19 protein-coding genes and 1 tRNA gene are annotated in these 21,179 nt (G+C 70.1%); 5 read left to right on the top strand and 15 right to left on the bottom strand.

Going from position 1 to position 21,179, the window contains the following annotated elements:
- Window positions 1-30: 30 nt before the first annotated feature.
- Window positions 31-1,464: an aminotransferase-like domain-containing protein gene (locus K7W42_RS13405; protein ID WP_224575295.1), complete on the bottom strand. Its 1,434-nt coding sequence runs from the start codon at window positions 1,462-1,464 to the stop codon at window positions 31-33.
- Window positions 1,465-1,560: 96 nt separating this feature from the next.
- Between K7W42_RS13405 and K7W42_RS13400 the strand changes: the two genes are divergently transcribed.
- On the top strand, window positions 1,561-2,799 hold the full coding sequence (locus K7W42_RS13400; RefSeq protein WP_224575293.1) for a benzoate/H(+) symporter BenE family transporter: 1,239 nt from the start codon (window positions 1,561-1,563) through the stop codon (window positions 2,797-2,799).
- A 247-nt stretch (window positions 2,800-3,046) separates the two neighbouring features.
- On the opposite strand, the gene K7W42_RS13395 is transcribed toward K7W42_RS13400, so the two are convergent.
- A tRNA-Thr gene (locus K7W42_RS13395) sits at window positions 3,047-3,121 on the bottom strand.
- Between the two features lie 70 nt (window positions 3,122-3,191).
- Between K7W42_RS13395 and bshB1 the strand changes: the two genes are divergently transcribed.
- Window positions 3,192-3,920 carry a bacillithiol biosynthesis deacetylase BshB1 gene (gene bshB1, locus K7W42_RS13390; RefSeq protein ID WP_224575291.1) on the top strand — a complete coding sequence of 243 codons (729 nt, stop codon included), beginning with the start codon at window positions 3,192-3,194 and terminating at the stop codon, window positions 3,918-3,920.
- On the opposite strand, the gene K7W42_RS13385 is transcribed toward bshB1, so the two are convergent.
- Together K7W42_RS13385 and K7W42_RS13380 are read right to left on the bottom strand one after the other, a co-directional pair.
- Complete coding sequence (locus tag K7W42_RS13385) at window positions 3,917-4,927, bottom strand: ParA family protein (RefSeq protein WP_224575289.1); 1,011 nt, start codon at window positions 4,925-4,927, stop codon at window positions 3,917-3,919. The two genes, bshB1 and K7W42_RS13385, sit on opposite strands and share 4 nt — an antisense overlap.
- Window positions 4,928-5,383 carry a peroxiredoxin gene (locus tag K7W42_RS13380; RefSeq protein WP_224575287.1) on the bottom strand — a complete coding sequence of 152 codons (456 nt, stop codon included), beginning with the start codon at window positions 5,381-5,383 and terminating at the stop codon, window positions 4,928-4,930.
- Window positions 5,384-5,683: 300 nt separating this feature from the next.
- Between K7W42_RS13380 and K7W42_RS13375 the strand changes: the two genes are divergently transcribed.
- The 3 genes from K7W42_RS13375 to K7W42_RS13365 all read left to right on the top strand — a co-directional run bounded on the left by K7W42_RS13375 (window position 5,684) and on the right by K7W42_RS13365 (window position 9,148).
- Window positions 5,684-6,778: an acyl-ACP desaturase gene (locus tag K7W42_RS13375; RefSeq protein WP_224575286.1), complete on the top strand. Its 1,095-nt coding sequence runs from the start codon at window positions 5,684-5,686 to the stop codon at window positions 6,776-6,778.
- A 136-nt stretch (window positions 6,779-6,914) separates the two neighbouring features.
- Window positions 6,915-7,805 (top strand): polysaccharide deacetylase family protein, encoded by an 891-nt coding sequence (locus tag K7W42_RS13370; protein WP_224575284.1) that lies wholly within the window; start codon window positions 6,915-6,917, stop codon window positions 7,803-7,805.
- Entirely contained in the window at window positions 7,802-9,148 is a 1,347-nt protein-coding gene (locus K7W42_RS13365; RefSeq protein WP_224575282.1) for an MFS transporter, read from the top strand. The genes K7W42_RS13370 and K7W42_RS13365 overlap by 4 nt, the downstream gene beginning before the upstream one ends.
- Before the next feature lie 122 nt (window positions 9,149-9,270).
- On the opposite strand, the gene prmC is transcribed toward K7W42_RS13365, so the two are convergent.
- The 11 genes from prmC to K7W42_RS13310 form a co-directional block, all read right to left on the bottom strand.
- Entirely contained in the window at window positions 9,271-10,113 is an 843-nt protein-coding gene (gene prmC / locus K7W42_RS13360) for a peptide chain release factor N(5)-glutamine methyltransferase (protein WP_224575280.1), read from the bottom strand.
- A 3-nt stretch (window positions 10,114-10,116) separates the two neighbouring features.
- Window positions 10,117-10,701, bottom strand: a complete 585-nt coding sequence (locus K7W42_RS13355; RefSeq protein WP_224575278.1) for a Jag family protein — start codon at window positions 10,699-10,701, stop codon at window positions 10,117-10,119.
- Window positions 10,702-10,726: 25 nt separating this feature from the next.
- On the bottom strand, window positions 10,727-11,953 hold the full coding sequence (locus K7W42_RS13350; RefSeq protein ID WP_224575276.1) for a DUF418 domain-containing protein: 1,227 nt from the start codon (window positions 11,951-11,953) through the stop codon (window positions 10,727-10,729).
- 253 nt (window positions 11,954-12,206) lie between these two features.
- Window positions 12,207-13,730, bottom strand: coding sequence for an MFS transporter (locus tag K7W42_RS13345; protein ID WP_224575274.1), 1,524 nt, complete (start codon window positions 13,728-13,730; stop codon window positions 12,207-12,209).
- Window positions 13,731-13,836: 106 nt separating this feature from the next.
- Window positions 13,837-14,997, bottom strand: coding sequence for a cytochrome P450 (locus K7W42_RS13340; RefSeq protein ID WP_304524152.1), 1,161 nt, complete (start codon window positions 14,995-14,997; stop codon window positions 13,837-13,839).
- The gene (locus tag K7W42_RS13335) at window positions 14,994-16,430 is read right to left on the bottom strand and encodes a phytoene desaturase family protein (protein WP_224575273.1); all 1,437 of its coding nucleotides are present in this window, start codon (window positions 16,428-16,430) and stop codon (window positions 14,994-14,996) included. Before K7W42_RS13335 ends, K7W42_RS13340 begins: the two co-directional genes overlap by 4 nt.
- Window positions 16,431-16,440: 10 nt before the next feature.
- Window positions 16,441-17,523: a glycosyltransferase family 2 protein gene (locus K7W42_RS13330; RefSeq protein WP_224575272.1), complete on the bottom strand. Its 1,083-nt coding sequence runs from the start codon at window positions 17,521-17,523 to the stop codon at window positions 16,441-16,443.
- Entirely contained in the window at window positions 17,520-18,179 is a 660-nt protein-coding gene (locus tag K7W42_RS13325; RefSeq protein WP_224575271.1) for a lysophospholipid acyltransferase family protein, read from the bottom strand. The genes K7W42_RS13330 and K7W42_RS13325 overlap by 4 nt, the downstream gene beginning before the upstream one ends.
- Complete coding sequence (locus tag K7W42_RS13320) at window positions 18,169-19,191, bottom strand: carotenoid biosynthesis protein (RefSeq protein ID WP_224575269.1); 1,023 nt, start codon at window positions 19,189-19,191, stop codon at window positions 18,169-18,171. Before K7W42_RS13320 ends, K7W42_RS13325 begins: the two co-directional genes overlap by 11 nt.
- Window positions 19,188-19,604 (bottom strand): NUDIX domain-containing protein, encoded by a 417-nt coding sequence (locus tag K7W42_RS13315; protein ID WP_224575268.1) that lies wholly within the window; start codon window positions 19,602-19,604, stop codon window positions 19,188-19,190. Before K7W42_RS13315 ends, K7W42_RS13320 begins: the two co-directional genes overlap by 4 nt.
- Before the next feature lie 26 nt (window positions 19,605-19,630).
- Window positions 19,631-21,166: a phytoene desaturase family protein gene (locus K7W42_RS13310; protein ID WP_224575266.1), complete on the bottom strand. Its 1,536-nt coding sequence runs from the start codon at window positions 21,164-21,166 to the stop codon at window positions 19,631-19,633.
- Window positions 21,167-21,179 lie beyond the last annotated feature (13 nt).

The following is a 21,179-nucleotide window of genomic DNA, read 5'->3' as shown; positions in this document are numbered from 1 at the left end:
ACTCCCCACAACCCACTGCCTACGGCCCCCTCACGCCAGCCGCTCTGAGCCGCTCCGGCCCTGAAACGACACCCAGGCGTCCCGCAGGCGGCGCACTGCCTCGGGCAGCCGGGCCGGGTCCAGGGTAAACGGCAGGCGCAGGTACTGGTCGGACAGCGGCGTCACGCTCATGGCCGCGCCAGGGAAGAGGCGCAGGCCGTGGCGGGCGGCGTGGTGGGTAAAGCGGCTGGCGTCAGGGGTGGGCAGGGTGACCCACAGAAATTGGCCGCCGCCGGGCAGCTCAAAGGCCCAGTCGGGCAGTTCGGTGCGCAGCAGGGTCGCCAGCAGGTCGCGGGCGGGGGTCACGGCCTCGCGGCGTTGGCGGCGCAGCGCCTCCGGGTCACGCAGCAGGTGCAGGGCGGCGTGCTGGGCGGGCAGGCTGCCGCCAAAATCAGCCAGAGTTTTGGCCTGACCCAGGGGCGCGGCCAGGCCGGGCGGCAGGCGCATCCAGCCCACCCGTAGCCCGGCCCAGTACAGTTTGGACAGAGACCCAACGGTGATGATGGGCGCCGCCGGCGCGAGGGCGGCCAGACGGGGCGGAGGCGGGTCGCCGCTAAAGCCCAGGTCCAGCAGGGTGTCGTCCTCGATGGTGGGCAGCTTCGCCTGCTGGACGAAGGCGGCCAGGCGCTCGCGGGCGCGCAGCGGCAGGACCCCGCCCGTGGGGTTCTGGTAGGTGGGGGTTAGGAAGGCCAGTCGGGGGCCATGCTCGCGCGCCAGGGCCATGAACGTGTCAGGATTGAGGCCGCCGCCCAGCACCGGCACCCCCACCAGCGCCGCGCCCGCCGCCCGGAACACGTCAATGGCCCCAAAGTAGGTGGGGGTTTCCAGCAGGGCCGCGTCGCCCCGGCGCAGCAGCGTGGCGGCAATCAGGGCGATGGCCTGCTGGGCGCCACTGGTCACCACGACCTGTTCTGGGGTGGTGGGCAGGCCCCCTTCTATGGTGTACAGCTCGGCCAGGCGGGCGCGCAGGTCGGGCAGGCCGTGGGGGTGATAGACACTCTCCCGGAAGGCGTCGGCGCTGGCGTCCCGCAGCTGCTCGCGTTGGGCGTCCGACAGCAGGGGCACGGCGATGGTGAAATCCAGTTCGGCCGGCTGGGCGCCGCCCACCGGGGTCCGCAGGGTCAGCACGGGGGCGGCGCGCGGCGCGGTGGCCGAGACGCGGGTGCCGCTGCCCACCCGGCGCCGCAGCCAGCCTCCGGCCGTCAGGTCATCTAGGGCCGTGACCACGGTGGCGCGGCTCACCCCCAGAAGGGCCGCCAGGGGCCGCTCGGCAGGCAAGCGGTCACCAGGCCTGAGTTCGCCCCGCTCAATTGCGGCGCGGATCTGCGCGGCCAGGCGAACGGGTAGCGGCCCCTCACCAGCACGCCAGCCGGCCAGCAGCGCGGTCCAGCGGGGCAGGTCGGCGGCGGGGTCAGAGCTGGGCATGTGTCTAGCCTACAGGCCAATGGCTTCAGGTGAGCGGGCCAATTCTCAGGCCATTGCCCCTGCCCACCAGGCCAATGCGGGGGCACACTGGAAGCCATGACGATCCTGCCCACTCGCCCGGCGGCCTTCTGGCGCGACACCCACCCCAGCGCCGTGCTGGCCGGTCTGGTGACGGTGGTGATTGGCTGGGCTGGCCCCAACGTCTTGATTTACGCGGTGGCCCAGGCCGCGGGTCTGAGCGACGGCGTGGCGATGTCGTGGCTGTGGGCGCACGCGGTCTTCACGGGCCTGACGGGCATTGTGCTGAGCCTGCGCACTCACACGCCCATCCTGACCACCTGGAGTACGCCGGGCATCGCCTTTCTGGTGACGGCCCTGCCGGGCATTCCCTTCGCTGAGGCGGTGGGGGCTTTCTTGCTGTCGGGCGCTCTGGTGTTGCTGCTGGGGACCTTTGCGCCCCTGACCCGCGCCTTGCAGGCCATTCCGGCGCCGCTGGCCGCCGCGCTGAACGCCGCTATTTTGTTGCCGTTTGGCTTCCGGGCCTTGCAGGCGTTTGGCGACACCCCCGCGCTGGCGGGCGCCATGATAGCGGCGTACTTCGTGTTGCGGCAGTTGGCGCCGCGTTGGGCAGTGGCGGGCGTGCTTGTGACCGGGGTGCTGGCCAGCGCCGCGCTGGGGCTGTGGCACCCCTCGCCGGTGCCGCTGGCCCTGACCCGCCCGGAGTTCGTGTGGCCGCAGTTCAGTCTGCACGCCACCCTGAATCTGGCGCTGCCGCTGACACTGCTGGCGTTTACCGGTCAGTTTGTACCGGGGTTTGGGGTCCTGAAGGCCAACGGCTACGAGCCGGCGCCTGGGCCGGTGCTGCGGGCCTGCGGCGTCGCCAGCATCGGCGCGGCCTTATTTGGCTGCCACAACCTCACGCTGGGCGCCCTGCTGGCCAATATCGTCAGTGGCCCCGAGGCGCACCCGGACGCGGGCAAGCGCTACACCGCCGCCGTGTGGGCCGGCGCCCTCAACATTCTGGTGGGCCTGTTTGCGGGCACCTTCCTGCACCTGATGGGCATCTTGCCGCCGCAGGCGCTGGCGGCGCTGGCTGGCCTGGCCCTGCTGGCGGCGATGGGCAGCAGCTTGCAGGGGGCCTTCCAGGGGGCGCGGGCGGGGAGCCTGGCCGCGCCGGTCATTCTGGTGGTGACCCTGAGCGGCATCGCGCCTCTGGGGATCGGCGCGGCGTTCTGGGCCATCCTGGCGGGCCTGGCCGTGAACTGGATCGAAACGCGCGGCCATCTCGGCTTCTCTGGCTTGCCTGCTCAGGCGCAGGAGCGCCCCAGTCCTTGACAGGTAGGGGAAGGCCTGTTATCCTTGCTGTTCTGGCCCGAAACGGCCGTGCTGTGCAGACCACGATGTACCTATGCACTTGAGGGAGGCGTCCACCTCTAGGATTTACGAAAATACGGACGCGCGAGCAGCAGCGAACTGGTCATCCTGGTTCCTCTGACCCATAAAGACGCCGCCCACCCTGGGCGGTGTTTGTTTTTGTTGGTCGAGAACAAAAAAAACTCCGCACTGGGCGGAGTCTTTGTCTTGGAGCCGAGAGTCGGATTCGAACCGACGACCTACTGATTACGAATCAGTTGCTCTACCCCTGAGCTACATCGGCAGGCAAGCTCAAAGAGTATAGAAAGGGGGCCGGGGGGTGTCAAGGCGAGCGGCGGCCTATGCTGTGGCCCGTGAGCAGCCCAGCGCGCCCCTTTGACACCATTTTTGGGCAGGTCCGTCCCCTGGACTGGCTGTGTCTGGCCCCCCACCCCGACGACGCCGAGATCGGCGCGGGCGGCACCCTGATTCGGCTGGCCCAGGCTGGGCGGGCCGTGGGCATTCTGGAACTGTCACGCGGCGAGCGGGGCACCCAGGGCACGCCCGAGGTGCGGGTGGCCGAATGCGCCCGCGCCGCCGACATCATGGGACTGGCCTGGCGTGGCCAGCTGGGCCTGCCCGACGGCGAACTGCGCGACACGCTGGAGGCCGCGCACGCCCTGGCCGCCACCCTGCGCGCGGTGCGGCCCCGTGTGCTGGTCGTGCCGCACCACCATGACCGCCACCCGGACCACTTCGGCACCTACCACCTGAGCAAACGCGCCGTTCACCTGGCCCAGCTGAAGAAGGCCGACCTGACCGGCGAGCCGCACCGGGTCTCACGGGTGCTGTTGTACCAGGGCAACGCCGATATTCGGCCCACCCTGCTTGTGGATGTCGAGGCGGTACAGGACACCTGGGCCGCCGCCGTGCTCGCCCACCAGAGCCAATTTGCGGGCGCCGCCATCTCCGAGACTGTGACGCCCGAAATCGTGGAGCGCCGCCGCGCCCGCCTGACCTACTGGGGCACGCTGGCGCGGGCGCGCTACGCCGAGGCCTTTGAAACCGAAGACCCCCTGCTGGCGGACCCGCTGGCGCTTTAAGCCTTCTCGGCAGCGGGCGGGGTCATGGCGCTGACCCAGGTGTCAAAGGCGCTTGGGCGGCGTACAGAGAGGCCGCGCAGGCGGTCTTCCAGTTCGTCGGCCAGGTCCAGGCCGTATTTATAGGCGGCCTGCCCCGCCACCACGTTGCTGCCGTATTTGTCGCGGTAGGTACTGGCCGGGCGGTCATGGGTCATGGCCTCGGCGGCGGCGTTGGTCTGCGGCAGGCGGGTGGTCAGAATGGGCGGGGTGGCCTCGCCCGTGCCCGCAAAAGCGCGGTCCAGGTCGCCGGGCAGCCGGCTCAGGCCCTGTCGGTGCTGGGTGCTGCTGCCCTGAAACTTGGTCAGCAGCACGCCCAGGCAGGTCAGGCGCAGGCCGCGCGCCCGGCGCAGTTCGCCGATGCGGCCAGCAATCTGCCCAATCCCGTAGGTGCTCAGTCGGTCAGGGATGGTGGGAATCAGGTAGTGGTCGCTGACCTCCAGCCCGTTTTGCGTGACAAAACCCAGGTTGGGCGGGCAGTCAATCAGCACGTAGTCGTACCCGGCAAACTGGGGCGCCAGGTACTTCTTGACCGCTTCCATGGGGTTGACCGAGTAGTGGGTGCGCGCGGCGATGTCCTGCATGCGGTCCTGCACGTCAATCAGGCGAATGGAACTGGGCAGGATATCCACCCGGCCGTACTGGGTGCCCTGGGGCAGCTGCGCCATCAGTTCGGGCGGCACGCGGTTGAGGTTGCTCGCGCCGCGCACGATGGCCCGCGCCGGATCAAAGCTCTGGGTGCCGTGTAGCAGGTCCAGAAATAGGTGGGCTAGCGTCTGCCCGGCCTCGTCGGCCTGCGCCCAGCGTTCCTCGCCGATCAGGGCCAGGGTGGCGTTCGTCTGCGGGTCCAGGTCCAGCACCAGCACCCGCTTCTGTTTCATGAAGGCTAGGGTGTCGGCCAGCTGCACGGTGGCGGTGGTTTTGGCCACGCCGCCCTTAAGGTTGATGAAACTCAGGACGCTCGGGGCCATTTACAGCCCGCGCAGCTGTGCCAGCACCGCTTCGGGGCGCACGGTGTAGGCGCCGGTGCTTTCCTCGACATGCTGATACCGCACCACGCCGGCCTTATCGATCAGAAAGACGGCCCGGCCACTGATGCCGCGCTCGTCAATGGCCACGCCGTACTGCCGGGCCACGTCCAGTTTCATATCCGCCAGCAGGGGCACCTCAATCCCGTATTCGGCGGCCCAGGCCTTGTGGGCATGCACCGAGTCGCGGTTGACCCCCAGCACCACCGCGCCGGCATCGGCAAAGTCGTCCTGCCGGCCCGAGTATTCAGGCAGCTGCATGGAGCAGACTGGGCTGAAGTCCAGCGGATAGAACACCAGCACCACATGCTGCTGGCCCCGGTAACTGCTGAGGGTCATCTGCTCGCCCGTTGAGGCAGGCAGGGTGAAATCGGGGGCGGGCTGTCCCACAAGGCTCATGGAAGGCAGTCTACCGGGCGCTGAGGGCAGTGGCCTGTTGTGTCTGATACGGGCCTGCCTGGCATCCGGGACAGGTCGGCTTGACCGCAGCCGGGTCTCTGGTGGCCCGAACCACTTCCTTCTTTCTAAGAGCAGGTTCTCCTTACTCTCAGCCCACCTGACGCTGTTCTGAGGGCAGGCTTCAGTTTGGCTCAGCTTGAACCGCGTCCCGCTTCACGGCTGCGCCGCGTCTCTCCGTCTACTCTGGGGTCAGTACCGTCCCCGGCGTGTGCTGGTGGTGTCCGGGGCAGGAGGAACGAAGTGGCCGATGTGACCCCCCCCAACATGCTTCAGGAACGCCCCCGCACCCCCGCCGGGCTGCTGAGCAATGCCGAAAAAGACCGCCTGATCGAACGAGGTTTTCTGGGCCTGTACCGCTGGTACACCGCCCGCAGCCAAGAGACCCGCAACTGGAACCCGGACCGCAGCTTTGACTGGCGCGCCCTGAATAAGGACCTGCCGTCCGAACTGGTAACAGTGCTGCAAGGCTTCTTTGCCGTGGAGCAGTACGCGCCGGACTTTACCAGTAACCTTGTGCATCTGGTGCGGCGCAGCCACGGCCGCAGCCACTTTCAGCTCCGCTGGGGCAGCGAGGAAGAAAAGCACGCCGACGCCTGGGAAAACGCCGTGCTGTTCAGTGGCCAGCGCAGCCCCGAGTGGATTGCCGAGTACAAGGAACGTCTGAAGTCCCAGACCTGGGAGCTGCCTTTCCCGGACGCCATCCACAACCTTGTGTATACCGTGTTTCAGGAGCGCGCCACCCAGCTGAACTACCTGAACATGATGAAAATTGCGCAGGGCAAGAGCGACAAGCCGCACCTTCAGGGCTTCAGTGACCCGGTGCTGGCCAAGGTCGCCCAGACCATCGCTGTGGACGAGGCCGCGCACTATAACTTCTTTCTGGAAGGCGTGCGGATGTACCTCTACTACTACCCCGAGCGCACCCTCAACGCCATCAAGAACGTGATCAGCCAGTTTTCTATGCCCGCTGCGACGCTGATTCCGGACTGGGAAGGCTTCTTCGAGACGGTGTACCGCGCCGGCATTTACGGCCCGCGCGACTTTCAGCGCGATGTAGTGCAGGTGGCGTTCCGCAACATGGGTATTGAGAGCCGCAAGGCCCTGGAAGAGGGCATTCGCAAGACCCGTGAGGTGCCGGATTTCGAGGGCAGCAACTTCAAGACCACCGCCATCTGGGACACCTTTGATTACGGCGCGGTCGAGGGCGATGTGCGCCGCCTGCACGTCAAGATTCAGGACTACGAGAAGGAAATCGGCTTTGATCTGTATGACCCCACCGAGTTCGTGACCAACCCCGAAGTGCCGGTCAAGGACCACCAGGCTGCGGACGACTGACCCCGGCGTCCCCTCACCTCAGGCCCCGCGCGTTCTGCGCGGGCCTTTTTTTGCCCTGCGGCGGCGCGCTGTGCCATGCTGGGCCAGCCCTCCGCGCCGCCTCTCTCTCTTCGCCTTCAAGGACGGTTCTCTGGCCATGCCTCCCAATCCGGCGTTACTGAAGCTGGGCTACGCGCCCGACGACCGCGTGGTCATCTTTCACGCCGACGACCTGGGGATGTGCCAGGCGACCGTGGACGGCTGCGCCGATCTGTTCCGGGCCGGCACGCTAGGGTCAGCGTCCGTGATGCTGCCGTGCGCCTGGGCGCCCTCGGCGCTGGCGCTGGCGCACGAGTTGCCGGGCGCCGACCTGGGGGTTCACCTGACCCTGACGAGCGAGTGGACGGCGGCGCGCTGGGCGCCCCTTAGCGGCGGCGCGGGCGGCCTGACCGATGAAGCTGGCTACCTGCACCGCACGGTGGAAGCGGTCTGGGCCGGGGCCCGGCCCGCCGCTGTGGGCCGCGAGATAGCGGCGCAGATTGACCGCGCCCTGGCTTGGGGGCTGCCGGTGTCGCACGTGGACTCGCACATGGGCACGGTGGCCCACCCCGCGCTGCTGCACCGCGCGGTGCGAGTGGCCCTGGCGCGGGGCCTGCTGCCGGTGCTGCCCCGGCTCGACCGGGCGGGGTGGCACGCCAACGGCCTGAGTGCTCCGCAGGCGGCGGGCGCGGCGCTGGTCACGCGCGCCCTGGAGGCCAAGGGCGTACCGCTGGTGGACGAGTTCGTGATGATGCCGCTGGACGAGGGCGGCGACCACCTACCCATTCTGGAGCGCATGCTCTTGGCTCTGAAACCGGGCCTGACCCACTTCATCCTGCACCCGGCACGCGACACCCCCGAACTGAGGGCGGTGGCCGGCGACTGGGCGGGACGGGTGGCCAACCACGCCGCCTTTCTGGACCCGCGCCTGCCGGGCATTCTGGCCGCCAGTGGCGTGCGTGTGACCACCTACCGGCCCCTGCGCGCCCTGCTGCGGAGGCGGCGGTGAAGGAGGGCACTACCTCCAGCGCGGTGCGGTGGCGCTACGCGGTCATGAACTTTGGGCTGACCATTCCGGCGCAGGCAGGCAGTTTCCTGCTGCTGTACTACGTGGACGACCGCAAGCTGAACCCGGCCTGGGCCGCCACCGCCTTGACCCTGTTTGCCCTGTACAACGCGGCCAACAACCCCCTGATCGGCTACCTGTCGGACCGCACGCGCAGCCGCTGGGGCCGGCGTATTCCGTACATCCGTTTTGCGTGGCTGCCGGGCCTGGTGGCCTTCGCGCTGCTGTTCATGACCCCGTTTAATGGGGTGGACAGCCCCGTGGCGCTGCTGCTGTACCTCGTGGTGGTCTGGGGCCTCTGGGAGACCTTTGGTACGGCGGTGGGGACCGGCTACTTGGCCCTGCTGCCCGAGATGTTCCGCACCTACGCCGAGCGTACGGGCGTGGCCTGGCGCATGAATCTGGTGCAGACCGTAGGGCTGCTGTTTGGCCTGGCGCTGCCGCCGCTGCTGGCCGGCTGGGTGGGCTGGGCCGGCATGGGCGTGCTGTTTGCGGTGTTGTCGGGCGTGGCGCTGCTGTTTGGGCTGGGCGCCCTGTTCGAGCGGCCCGACCCGGCGGCGCGTCCGTTGGGATTTCTAGAAGCCCTGCGGGCGACCTTCAGCCACCGCGCCTTTCTGACGGTGGTGGCCGCCCAGACCCTGCGCTTTTTTGCCACGGGGACGCTGGCGACCGGCATGGGCTTTTTTGTGCGCTACAGCCTGGGGGCAGAGGCGGGGGCGGTGACGACCGTTCTGCTGGCCGCCGCTTTCGTGACGGCCGGGGCCGCCCTGTGGCCGTGGCGCGCGCTGTTGGCGCCCCGCCTGGGGCCGCGCGGCACCCTGATGCTGGCGTTTGCCCTCAGCGCTGTCTCCTTGCTGCCGCTGGCGCTGGTGCAGACGGTGGCGGGCGCGCTGGTGTCCACGATTCTCTTTGGCGCCGCGCTGGCCGGCATGATTCTGATGGGTGACGTGATTCTGGCCGACGTGATTGACGAGGATGAGCTGCGCAGCGGCCAGCGCCGCGAGGGCATGTATTTCGGCATGTCGGGCTTTGTCACGACCCTCAGCGGCGCCCTGACCTCGCAGGTCTTTGGGGCGGTGACGCGCGCCAGCGGCTACGACCCCCGCCTGGCTGTGCAGCCAGAAGGAGTGGCCGACGGCTTCCGCTTCTTCATGACGGTGCCGCCCATCGCCGGAGCGCTGCTGGCGGTGCTGATTCTGGCGTTCTACCCGCTGCACGGTGAGCGCCTGCGCGCCGTGCGGCAGGCCCTGGCTGACAAGAGGGCGCAGGCCGGTGTGGACTGGTGACCGTAGCCTCCCAGAGTGATTGAAAGAGGAACCCTCAATCGCTATTCACGCGAATGAAGTGAGCCTCTGCCAGAAACAGCGGCTCCCACGGCATTGAGGGGCGCCGTTGGCCCCAGGTGGATCTAGGCGCCGCTGTGCGGCCGCTGGGCCAGCACGAAGCGTTCGCGGCCCGTCAGGTCGGGGGCGGTGTCGGCGGACCAGCCCAGACGGCGCAACTCCTGGGCAAAGGTCGCCGCGTTGCGGGGGTCAAGTTCTAGCAGCAACCAGCCGCCTGCCTTCAGCCCTCCAGAGGCCTGCGCCGCCAGCCGCCGGGCGATGTCCAGGCCATCTGGGCCGCCGTACAGCGCCAGGACCGGGTCGTGGCCGACTTCGGGCTGGGCCCCGGCCCGGTCCGCATCCGGCAGGTAGGGGGGATTGCTGACCACCAGGTCTAGGGGCCCAGACACTCCAGTCAGCAGGTCAGCTTCTAGGAACTCAACCTCCAGCCCATTCAGCGCGGCATTCTCGCGGGCGAGGCTCAGGGCCCCAGGGCTGAGGTCGGTGGCTCTGACGTGGGCGTCGGGGCGGGCAGCTTTGAGGCCCAGCGCCAGCGCGCCGGTGCCGGTGCCTACATCGGCCACGCGGGGCGCTGAGGTGCCGCGCAGCGCCTCTAAGGTCAGGTGCAGCAGCCACTCGGTTTCGGGGCGGGGCACCAGTGCGCGCGGGTCGCAGCGCAGGCGCACGCCGCCCCACTCCACCTCGGGCAGCAGGTGTTGCAGCGGAATGCGCTGGGCACGCTGGGCCAGCAGCGCGGCGTAGCGTTCGGCTCCGCTGGCAGGCGCGGCCTCCTGGCCCCGCGTCAGCAGCGCGGTGGGCGAGAGGCCCAGGGCAAACAGCAGCAGTTCGCGGGCGTCCACCTCCGGGGAGGGAACGCCCGCTGCTGCCAGGTGCGCCGCGCCCGTGTGCAGCAGGTCGCGGATGGTCATGGCCTAGCCGTGACGGGGTTTGATCATCAGGCGGCGGGCGGCGCCCTCGCCCACGGACTCGCTCATGACGTCGGGGTGTTCTTTCAGGGCGATGTGAATCACGCGGCGTTCGGCAGCGGGCATCGGCTGCAGTTCGTGGGGTTCGCCGCTCTTGGCGACCTGCACGGCCAGCCGCTCGGCCAGTTTGGTCAGGGTGTCGGCCTGGCGCTTGCGGTAACCGCCGACATCCACCCGCACGCGCTCCTTGGTGCGGCCCTCGTGCTTGGCCAGCACGGTGTAGGCCAGCACCTCAATGGCGCCCAGCGTGCGCCCGTCGCGCCCGGCCAGCTTGGCGGCGTGCTCGCCGGTAATCTCGGCTTCCAGGGCGTCCTCGGTTTCACGCACGGTCACGCTGAGGTCGGGGTCAATGCGTGAGATCAGGCCACGCAAAAAGCGTTCAAGTGTGGCCTGGGGGGTTTCCGGCGCGGCACCTGGCGTGGGCGGCGCGGTCAGGGCGGCGTCGGGAGCGGGCGGCGGCAGCTCGCTCTCGTCGGCGCCGCTGATGCCCAGCCCCGCGAGGTAGTCGTCCAGGTTCGTGCGGTTATCCATGCCCCGCAGTCTAGCGCGGCCGTTCTCACGGGGTTCCCACAGACGGCGGCGGGTCAGACGTGTCCCTGGTCCGCGCTCCGCGCCCGTAGACGGCCAGCCGCACCAGCGCTTCCACCGGCCCTCGCCCGAAGTGAGACAGCCACCACGCGCTCAGCGGCAACTGGCACAGGCCCACCAGCAGCGCCAGCCCCAGTCCCCCCGCCGCGCCCCAGATGGACAAGCCCCCTGCGTACACAAAGGCGTCCCCGCCTTCCCGCGCCGCCTGCACCCAGCGGCCCCCCTGCGCGCCCGCGTAGGGATAGAAAAACAGCGTCATCAGAAGGCTTTGCGACAGGTAATTGGTCATGGCCATGCGACCACTGGCCGCGAAGTGAATCAGCGGGCCCAGCCGCCCCGAGGTGGCCAGCAGCCCAATCACGCCCACGTAGCCCAGCGCCGCCGCCGCGCCGCCGCCCATGCGCACCGGAAAGGCCAGCAGCCCGGCCGCCGCGTCGGGCCGGGTGTTCAGGTATGCCAGGAGGGCGCCCAGCGGCAGGCCCACCAACAGGCCGCCTGCCGCCAGGCGGCGCAGCAGCGGCCGGTGGTCGTGGGGCCGGGTCAGCAGGCCGGTGCGCTGCGCCGCCGCGCCCAGACAGAACAGCGCCAGCAGCCAGGGGCCGTTGTACAGGTTGCCTGCGGTCAGCATGGGCCAGAAGTCTTGGGCGCGCTCGGCCACGTTGGCGGCATAGCTGGGTTCAATGGCGGGTAGCCCCGCCCAGCGCGGCCCTGTGCGGGCGGCCCCGGCAGCGGCTTCCATCAGCATGCCGCCCAGCCACCAGAGCCCCAGCCCACCGGCCAGCACCAGCAGGGTGCGCGCGCCCATGGCCGCCGTCAGCAGCAGGCCCAGCGCCAGCAGCGCGTAATTGCTGATGATGTCGCCGTGCCACACCAGCACGTAATGGGCCGCCCCAATAAGCAGCAGCACGGCGTGCCGCCTCAGAAAGACGCCCACCCCATGCCGCGCCAGCAGCCCGGCTGCCCCCCACCCGAACAGCATGGCGAAGATGGAAATAAAGCGCCCATTGGCAAACGTGTCGGTCAGCACCTGCGCGGCGCGGTCCAGGCCCCGCTGCTCCCAGGGCAGAAAACCTGCGAAGTCCTGCATGTTCACGATCAGAATGCCGGCCAGCGCCACGCCGCGCAGCACGTCGGGCAGCGGCGAGCGGTCGCGCACGGGGGCGGCGACCTCTGGGGGCGCGGGGTTAGGGGTCATACGGCCCCTGTCCGGACATCCGTTGCCGCTTCTGCTTCCGCTTTGCCGCAGCGGGGCATGTCCGGTCGGACAAGGCCGCAGTGGTTCGGAACTGGTTTCATGCAAGTTCCGGTGAAATCTGAACCATGTTTCGGATCTGGTCCGACTGGAAATAGGAGAGACGGGTTTCCGGGAATTGGAGGCACATCCGGTGCGCTCTCGGATGGCACGGACATGGACAGCATCCGTCTCAGAGGCTCGGCGGTCATGCGGGTCAGGCTAGCGCGCCTGGGGCTGGGGTTTTGCCGGAAGCGGGGCGCACCAGCACCCAGCCGGCCACGCCGCCCAGCACGCTCAGGGCCGCTCCCACCAGCGCCAGGGTGCGGAAGGCGTCAGCAAAGGCGGCGTCAGTGGCGGCTTGGGCGCGGGCTGGGGCGCCAGCTGGCAGGTGTACTTCGGTCAGGCGGGTGGCCTGGGCCTGAACAGCGCGCTGCACCGGAACGCTGGCCCCCACCGCCTCCAGCCGTGGCCCCAGCGCCGCGCGGTAACTGCCCAGCAGCAGCAGCCCCAGCGCCGCCACGGCCAGCAGCGAGGCCGCGCGCGCCACCGCGTTGTTCACGCCGCTGGCCACCCCACTTTGCTCACGGGGTACGCTCCCCATGACCGCGCTGGACAGCGGCGCCACCGTGAGGGCCATGCCCAGCCCCAGCACCGCCGCGCCGGGCAGGATGGCCGCCCACGACGCGCCCTGTCCCAGCCCCAGGAGGGCCAGCCCGCTGCCCGCCAACACTGGCCCCAACGTGAGCAGCAGGCGCGGGCCGTGGCGGTCGGCCAGGGCGCCCACTGGCCCCGACAGACCTGCCAGCAGCAGCGACAGGGGCAGCAGCGCCGCGCCCGCCGCTGCGGCGCTGAAGCCGCGCGCGCCGATCAGCAGCATGGGCAGATACAGGCTGACGGCCCCCAGCGCGCCGTACAGCAGCAGGGTCAGGAGGTTGGTGCCCACAAAGACGCGGTTCTGAAGCAGGGCCAGCGGCAGCATGGGCCAGGGCGTGCGGGCCTCCCGCCAGATGAAGGCCGCAAAGGCCAACGCCGCTCCCACCAGTAGCCCCCAGACCAGGCCGTCCCAGCCCGTTTCACCTGCGCGAATGAGGCCCGCCGATAGCCCACCCAGGCCGGCCGTCACCGCCAGCGCCCCCGGCCAGTCAGGCTGGGCGCCGGGCGCGCGCGTTTCTGGCACCCGGCGCAGCCACAGTAGGGTCAGAGCGGCCAGCGGCAGGTTGATCAAAAACACCCAGCGCCACGACACGTTGTCCACCAGCAGGCCGCCCACCAGCGGCCCCAGCAGCGTCGTGACAGAACTGGCCGCGCTCCAGAGGCCCACGCCCCGGCCCCGGCTGGCCTGACTGAACACGGCGCCAATCATGGCCAGGCTGCCCGGCACCAGCAGCGCCGCGCCCACGCCCTGCGCGGCGCGGGCGGCAATCAGGGCGCCCAGGGTGGGGGCCAGCCCACAGGCCAGCGAGGCCAGCGCGAAGATGCTTACCCCCCAGCCGTACACCCGCCGCCGCCCCAGGGCGTCGCCCAGCGCGCCGCCGGCCAGCGTGAGGGCCGCCAGCAGCAGGGCGTAGGCACCCACCACCCACTGCACGCCGCTGGCGGTGGCGTCCAGGTCGCGCTGCACGGCGTTCAGCGCCACATTGACCACCGTGCCGTCCAGAAAGGCCAGGCTTGAGCCCAGCACCGTAACGGTGAGCGTCCAGCGTTCGTCCGCCGTCAGGGGGGCAGCGGAGTCAGCCATGCTTCAGGGTAGGCGCCGCCCGCACAGTGGTGTGCGTGATTGCCTCCTGACTGAGAGGGGACGGCGGGGCAGGGTAGAGCCGTCAGGAGAAGGCCGCCTGGCGCCTTCAGCTGCTAGAGGCGAGAACCACCACCAGCGGGCCGCGAGGTCCCAGGGTCAACCCCGGTTGCGGCGTGGGGTCACCATGCACGGGCCGCAGTGTGGGCAGCGCCGCCAGCGTGTCCAGAATGAGGGTCTGCGCCAGGTGCATCCCCAGACACAGCCGCTCGCCCCCGCCGAAGGGCAGATACGCCCAGGCGGGCGGTTTCTGCGCCCAGCGGCCGGGGTCAAAGGTTTCGGGGGCAGTCCATAGAGTCGGGTCGCGTCCCGAGAGGTACGGCGAATACAGGGCCAGGGCGCCGCGCGGCAATCGTACCCCGTTCCAGACCACGTCCCGGCCCAGGCGGCGGCTGCCCATCCAGCCGGGCGGGTGCAGGCGCAGAGTTTCTTTAAGGACCGCTGGGTGGTGTTCCGGGGCGTGCCACTGCGGCTGCTCGGCCAGGTGCCACACCGCATAGGCCAGCGCGTGCGTGGTGGTGTCGTGGGCGGCAGCCAGCGACACGCGCGTCTCTTCCAGGCCGCCCGGCAGCGGCGCCAGCACCGACAGCAGGTCGTCGCCGTTCCCCCGGCTCAGGCGGGCGTGGGCCAGCCGCCGCACCTCGCGGTCAAAGCGCAAGAACAGGGCGGGGCGTGGCAAAGCGGGCGCCGGAAAGGGCCGGCGCAGCGGCGCTAGAAAGGCGTGCAGCAGGTCCTCGGGGAACTCACCGCTGAAATACGCCGCGTTGAGCAGGCACAGCACGGCGTGGTCAGCCCAGGCCAGGGCGTCGAATTCGCCCACCGGGACCGGGGGCAGGGCCGCCCGAATCCGGTCCTGAAGCGCGGCCAGATGCGCCCGGCCAAACCCCGGATTCATCAGGCGCCGCCGCCCTGCGTGGCCCGGCGCGTCGCTGAGAATGACCCCGCCCGAGAGGTACGGCACCAGCACCGAAAAGCTGCCGGCGCTGCGAAAGGTCGCCAGGTCGCTCAGCAGGGCGCGGTTCCAGGCCGGGCTGAAGCCCACCACGGCCGGGAGGCCCAGCCGCAGCCGAAAGAGGTCGCGGCCTGCCGCCCGCGCGCGCGCCGCGCCGTCTTCAATCAGCGTCAGCGGCGACAGCGCCCAGTCCTGCAGGTGGCCGTTGCCGGGGCGGGTAGGCGGCTCGGGCAGGGCGCCCAGGCCTCTGGGGCTCAGGGCAGAAATGGCCAGACCTCCTGGCCTGCCGGCACCTGCCGCCCGCCCAGGTCATCGTAGGGCAGGCCCAGCAGCCGCCCGGCGCCGTTCCAGCCGCTCAGGAAGGACAGGGGCACCCCTCCGCCCGGATGCACCGTGCCGCCCACCTGTACCAGGTTGCGGGTGTGGGCCAGCCCCCAGCCGGGCCGCAGGCTGCCCGTCAGGCCGTGGGGCGCGCGCCCGTACAGCGCTCCGGCTTTGGCGGTGCGCGCGTAGTCGGCCGGGGACAGCGCGTGCCACTCGGCCACCGGCAGCGGACCGCCCGCTGCCGCGCTCAGGCACTCTTGCAGGCGGGCCAGCAGCCAGGCGCCGTACTCGCGGGCGTCTTCCGTCAGGCCAGGGTCGGGCGGGGCGTTGACCAGCAGAAAAGCGCGGTCGCCGTCCAGATGCAGGTACAGCGTGGGGTCGCGCGGTAGGCGCCCAGCGCGAATATCCCGCCACTCGCGGCTGTAGTCGGCGGGCCAGAAGATGTGGTGGGCCTGGCCCCGGTTCTCTGTGAGGCGCAGCTGCAGCGCAAAGCCGCTGACCCCGCGCGGCGTGGGCTTTTCGGGGACGCCCAGCCAGGCCAGTGTGAGGGCCCGGTCGGCGGCGCTGACCCAGGCGTCGGCGGCAAAGGCGCCCTGACTGGTGTGCGCGCCCAACACCTGCCCGCCGTGGCTGCTCAGGCTGGTGACGCGCGTGCCAAATTCAAAGCGCACCCCCAGGCCCTCGGCCTGCTCGTAGAGGGTCTGGGCAAAGGCCAGCAGGCCGCCGGGCAGATGCCACACGCCGTGCCCCAGTTCGACCCAGGCGATGTTGTGCAGGACGGCGGGCGCGCGGTAGGGGTCGGCCCCCAGATAGGTGGCAAAGCGCAGCCAGAAGGGCGTCATGAACGGCCCCGAGCGCACAAACCGGCGCAGCGGGGTCAGCGGCGCGGCGCGGCGGCCGGCGGTCAGGGCGTAGCGGGCCAGCCGCAGCCGGCTGGGGGGTGGGGCAAACAGGAAGGTGTCCTGTGCGTCCTCGTACATGCGCCGCGCCGCCCTCAGCAGGGCCACGTAGCGCTGGCCCTCCGCGCGCGGCAACTGCGTCAGGGTCGGTTCCAGGCTGCCGGCGATATGCAGGGCCTCGGGGGCAAAGGTGCGCCCCGCGCCGTTGTAGGTCGTGGTGGGCCGCGCGGGGGTCAGGTTGGGCAGCGGTAGGTTCAGGCGCTCGTGGATGCCCCGGAACACCTGCGGCATGGTCACGACGGTCGGGCCACTGGAAAAGTCCTCAAAGCCCAGTGCCGCCTTGCCCCCGGGGCCGTCCAGGGCGTCCAGCACCGTCACGCGCGCCCCGGCCTGCGCCAGCCGCAGCGCCGCCGCCAGGCCGGCAAAACCCGCGCCAATGACCGCGACGTGGCGGGGGGCGTGCCTCATCCCCAGGCCCTCATTGCCGGTACTCCCGGCCTTTCCAGGTCACGCGGCGCTTCACGGCCCGAAGATACACGGGGACGGCCAGCAGCGGCGTCAGCGGCCCCAGCAGCCCTTCAGCCAGGTCGGCAGGGCGGCGGCGGCCGGCAATCAGGTTGACGACCAAGCGCTCCAGCACACTGGCCACCCGCAGCACCCGCGCGCCCGGGACCGGCACCAGCCAGGGCAAGGTGTGTCCGGCAATATGTAAAGCCACGCTCAGGGTCAGCAGCACCCGCGAATTGAGGTGAATCGGCAGGGTGTTCTTGCCAAACCCCGCCGCCGACTCTGGGTACGAGCGGTACATCCGTACGCTGATGCAGGTCCGGCCCATCGCGGTGGACACCGGCATACCGTGGGCCGCCAGCCGCCGGGCCAGTACCGTGTCTTCCAGCACTTCACCCTGCACAGCGGCGTAGCCGCCCACCCGCAGCAGGGCGGCGCGGCGGTAGGCCATCACCTGCCCGTTGGCAATGGTGGCCAGCGGCTGGGGCGGGCGCAGGCGCAGCAGCGGGTAAGGAAAGTACGACAGTACGGCGGCGTCCACCAGGGGCGTCAGCAGCCGCTCGCCGGGGGTGCGGTTGTCCTGGCGCGGCTGAATGCTCAGGAGGTCGGCCCCAGAGCGGTTCAGTTCGTTCAGCAGCCCCCCCAGCGCGCCGGGATGCCAGGAGACATCCGCGTCGGTAAAAATCAGCAGGTCGCCCTGCGCGGCCCGCAGCAGCTGCTGACAGGCCCAGGGTTTGCCGTACCACCCCGGCGGGCGGGGCTGCCCAGCGATGACCCGCGCGCCCAGCCCACGGGCCACCTCCGCTGTGCCGTCGGTGCTGCGGTCGTCCAGCACGATGACCTCATGGGCCCCTTGGGCCAATACGCCGGGCAGGGTGGCGGGGAGATTGTGCGCCTCGTTGCGCGCCGGAATCAGGATAGACACGCGTGGGCCAGTGGCCGGGGTAGGCGCGGGGCGCAGCCGGGGAAAGGTCAGGGCATTGACCGCCAGCGTCAGGGCCTTGGCACTCAGCCAGGTCAGCATGACGGTGCGGTAGAGGGCGCCCAGCTTCACGCCCGGTCTCCAGTGACCACGTTGAGCAGCTGCGCGGCCCAGCCCACCCGGTCTGATCGGCTGAGGCGCCCCGGTACGGCGCGTAGGTAACCGGCCAGCGGCTGCTCGGGGTCGCTAGACACCAGCTCGGCGTCCAGGGCAGCCAGTTCGTGGGCGATGGCACGCGGCAGGGCGGGTCCAGCCACCGCTGGCCCAAAGCGCAGGTACGCTTCCGGCCACTGGCCTCCGCGCAGGGTGACGCGCAGCGCCACGGGCACCAGCGGCACGCCGGCCGTCTGGGCTATCCAGGCGGCGCCGGGGGCGACCGTGCCCAGCGGGCCGGCCGGTTGCAGGGCTCCTTCTGGAAACACCGCCAGCCATCCTGCCTGCGCGCGGCGGACCCCGGTCCGCACCTCGTCGGCCCGCAGCGCCCCCACTCGGCGCAGAAAGGGAAAGCGGCCCAGCTGCCGCGCCGTCATCAGCACCGAAAAAGGGGTGCCCGCCCACCAGGCCACCTCGCGCAGCACGTAGCCGTCCCACCATGAATGGTGATTGGGGGCCAGCACCACGCCGCCGGTGGGCAAGGCGCCGCGCACCCACACGCCGGCCAGGCCGCCGCGCACGCTGCGCTGAATGCTGCGCGACAGCAGCGCCGTGGCCCAGGGCTTAGCGGTCATGCCGCGTCACCCGCCGCGCCAGGGCCAGGCCCAGGGTCATGGCGGCCAGGGTCACGGCGGCTTCCGCGTAGCGGCCCACCAGCACCAGCCCGCCGGGCAGAAAGAAGGTCTCGATGGGGTAGGCCACCCGGAAATCGGGGTTGCGCCTGGGAGTGCCGGGCAGCAGGCTGAGGCGCGGCTCGCGGCTTTCGGGGAAACTTCGCGCCCACCACGGCAGCGCCCAGCTCCATTCCAGGGTGCGCAGACCAAACAGTCTGGGGGCCAGGCCGGTAAAGACCCATGCCAACCCCGACCCCACCGCCCACCAGCCCAGAAAGTTCTGCAGCGGGGCCCCGGCCCACAGCCCCAGCGGGTCGCTCCAGAGCCAGTAGCGCTGCGCGGTCATCAGGGGTTCTAACCCCACGTCCCAGAGCATCATCAGCAGGCCGGCCAGCCAGGGGCGACCCCCGGACAGGCAGGTGGCCGTCAGCGTCAGCGCAAACCACCCCAGCGGCACTATCAGCGGCACGCCCAGCAGGGTGGGGGCCGGGGCCGTCGCGTAGGAGTAAGCACCAAAGGGAAACCCGGTGCGGCTGCCCAGGACCTCGACCCCCAGGCCCACGCTGAACGACACGGCCATCAGCAGCCCGGCGCGCACCCAGCCGGCACGCTCCCAGACAAAGGCCAGCGCGGCCAGAAAGAGGGCCGCCGTGCTGGCCAGCCCCAGCACCGGAAAGCCGTCCGGCCACAGCGGGACCGGAATCTTGAGGGCCACGTACAGCGCCAGCAGCGCCGTCCAGGGCCGGGTGCGGCCCAGCAAGTCAGTCAGGCGCAGAGACAGGACCTCGCCAAAGCGCGGCCCCAGCGCGTCCCCCGCCAGCGCCAGTACGCCGGCCAGGGGCAGGCCGAGTGCAATGAGGGCCCAGCCAGCCGCCGGGCCGGCCAGCACCAGCAGCGCTCCTAAAAAAGCCAGCCCCAGCGCGGCAAAGGCCAGGCCAAATCGCAGGAGGGTAGGGGAGAGGCGAGCGGTCAAGGGGCCGCCCTCAGGGCTTCAAAGTAGGCCTGGGTAGCGGCGGAGACTTCATCTGGCAGGGCGGCCAGCGGCCACCACCGCACTTCGGCCGCGTCGTCCTGCGCTTCAGGGGTGCCGTCCACAAACTTGGCGGTGAAGACATGGGTGTCCCAGTCCACCACGTTGCCGTCTGGGTAGGTGTGCTGGTGGGGAAAAAGACCGAGTGGGTTGAGCGCAGCGACGGTCAGCCCGGTTTCTTCCTGTAACTCCTGCCGGGCGGCTGTTTCGGGCCCCTCGCCCCGCTGCGCCCCGCCGCCGGGTACGTCCCACAGGCCATTATCCCCACGCCGAATGAGCAGGGCCTCCTGACCTCGCAGGACGGCGACCCCAGCCCCTACGCAGCGCTTACGCCCAGCCAGAAGCTTTTTTTTCACAACCCACAACCCACGCCCTACACCCTTCACTGCCACCGCCGCCGCGTCAGGTCCCGCACCAGAACATTCGCCGCGTTGCGTCCACTGGCGCCCATGATTCCGCCGCCCGGATGGGTGCTGGCGCCGGTCAAGTAGAGTCCTTTGACGCCAGGCCAGCGGTAGCCGCTCGCTTTCATCCACGGGCGGAACGAGAACATCTGGTCAAAGCTCATCTCCAGGTGCATGACGTTGCCCCGGTGCAGGCCCAGGTTGTCGTGAAGCCACTGCGGCGTCTGCACCAGTTCGCCCACAATTGTGTCGCGTGTGCCCGGCGCGTAGTGTTCGAAGGCGCGCAGGATGTTCTCCCGCGCTTCGGCGGTGCGGGTCTCCCACGAGCCGCTGCTCAGTTCGTAGGGGTAATACTGCGCCCACAGCCACAGCGCCTCGCCGCCAGGAGGCGCCAGCGAATCGTCCACCGCCGAAAAACTCATGGCAATCAGGGGCGGATCGGTGGTGGGTTCGCCGGCCAGGTACTGACCGTAGCCTTTCATCAACTGCCCCTCGTTTTTAATCAGCAGGCCCAGGCCCACGCGGCTGTCGGGTTCGGTGTGGTGGCGGTACTTGACCTGTTCGCTCAGGGCCAACCTCAGCACCATGCCAAAGCCATTGCCCACCCGCACCTGCCGCGCCGAGGCGGGCACATATTCGTCCGGCAACGCGCCCGCCGTCGTCAGAATGTGGGTGCCGGAGACCACGGCGCGTGCCGTGTAGGTGTCGCCGTTCTCCAGCCGCACACCCTGCGCCTTGCCGTCCTTGACCAGAATGTCCTTTACAGGTGCGTTGACGAACACCTGCCCGCCGTCGGCTTCAATCGCCCGCTTCAGGGCTTTGGTGAGTCCCCCCGAGCCGCCCTTAGGCCGCGCCACGCCGCCCTCGTGATAGAGGGGATGCCACAGGAGGAAAGGCGCGCTGAGGGGGTCGCTGGGTGGGGGACCGCTCTGGGCCGCCATCCACACCAGGGGCGCGCGCACCCGCTCGTCCGAGAAATACTCCTTGGCCACGTCGCCGTAAGGGCGCAGGATGCGGGGCAACTGCTCCATCCAGTCGCGCCCTTTGCCGCTGCTGACCACCATCTTGCCCATGTCCAGCGGCCCCGGCGCGCTGTTGAAGAGGTCTGCCACCGACCGCGCAAACGGCGTCCAGTCGTCCAGAAACCGGGTGTACGCTTCGCCCTGTCCGGGGAAGAGGGCCTCCAGCTCACGCGCGGTGCGCCCCGCGTCTCGGTGAATGAACCAGGGCGTCTCGCCGTCCGAGCAGTGGAACATCGGGTCTACGTCCAGGTAATGCAGGCCGTGGCGCGTCAGTTCCAGTTCACGTACCACCGGTGTCAGCCGAATCAGGATGTGGGCGCTGCCGCCGTAGTCAAAGCGGTAGCCGGGCACCAGTTCTTCGGTGCTGACGGCCCCACCGACCAGGTGCCGCCGCTCGAAGACGCCCACCTTCAGGCCCGCTTTGGCGGCGTAGGCCGCTGTGACCAGGGCGTTGTGGCCCGCGCCCATCACGATGACATCGAAATCCGGCATGTGGCGTCAGTCT

The sequence above is a fragment of the Deinococcus betulae genome (genome assembly GCF_020166395.1).
Taxonomy (GTDB): Bacteria; Deinococcota; Deinococci; order Deinococcales; family Deinococcaceae; genus Deinococcus; species Deinococcus betulae.
Note: the sequence above shows the minus strand (reverse complement) of the source record. Positions and strands in the feature narration are given on the sequence as shown.

Bases quoted from the DNA above. Each gene is read 5' to 3' on its own strand.
- K7W42_RS13370 (WP_224575284.1), top strand. From the start codon at position 6,915: ATGCCTCCCAATCCGGCGTTACTGAAGCTGGGCTACGCGCCCGACGAC.
- K7W42_RS13310 (WP_224575266.1), bottom strand. From the start codon at position 21,166: ATGCCGGATTTCGATGTCATCGTGATGGGCGCGGGCCACAACGCCCTG.
- K7W42_RS13345 (WP_224575274.1), bottom strand. From the start codon at position 13,730: ATGGCTGACTCCGCTGCCCCCCTGACGGCGGACGAACGCTGGACGCTC.
- prmC (WP_224575280.1), bottom strand. From the start codon at position 10,113: ATGACCATCCGCGACCTGCTGCACACGGGCGCGGCGCACCTGGCAGCA.
- K7W42_RS13335 (WP_224575273.1), bottom strand. From the start codon at position 16,430: ATGAGGCACGCCCCCCGCCACGTCGCGGTCATTGGCGCGGGTTTTGCC.
- K7W42_RS13400 (WP_224575293.1), top strand. From the start codon at position 1,561: ATGACGATCCTGCCCACTCGCCCGGCGGCCTTCTGGCGCGACACCCAC.
- K7W42_RS13350 (WP_224575276.1), bottom strand. From the start codon at position 11,953: ATGACCCCTAACCCCGCGCCCCCAGAGGTCGCCGCCCCCGTGCGCGAC.
- K7W42_RS13325 (WP_224575271.1), bottom strand. From the start codon at position 18,179: ATGACCGCTAAGCCCTGGGCCACGGCGCTGCTGTCGCGCAGCATTCAG.
- K7W42_RS13405 (WP_224575295.1), bottom strand. From the start codon at position 1,464: ATGCCCAGCTCTGACCCCGCCGCCGACCTGCCCCGCTGGACCGCGCTG.
- K7W42_RS13355 (WP_224575278.1), bottom strand. From the start codon at position 10,701: ATGGATAACCGCACGAACCTGGACGACTACCTCGCGGGGCTGGGCATC.
- K7W42_RS13385 (WP_224575289.1), bottom strand. From the start codon at position 4,927: ATGGCCCCGAGCGTCCTGAGTTTCATCAACCTTAAGGGCGGCGTGGCC.
- K7W42_RS13380 (WP_224575287.1), bottom strand. From the start codon at position 5,383: ATGAGCCTTGTGGGACAGCCCGCCCCCGATTTCACCCTGCCTGCCTCA.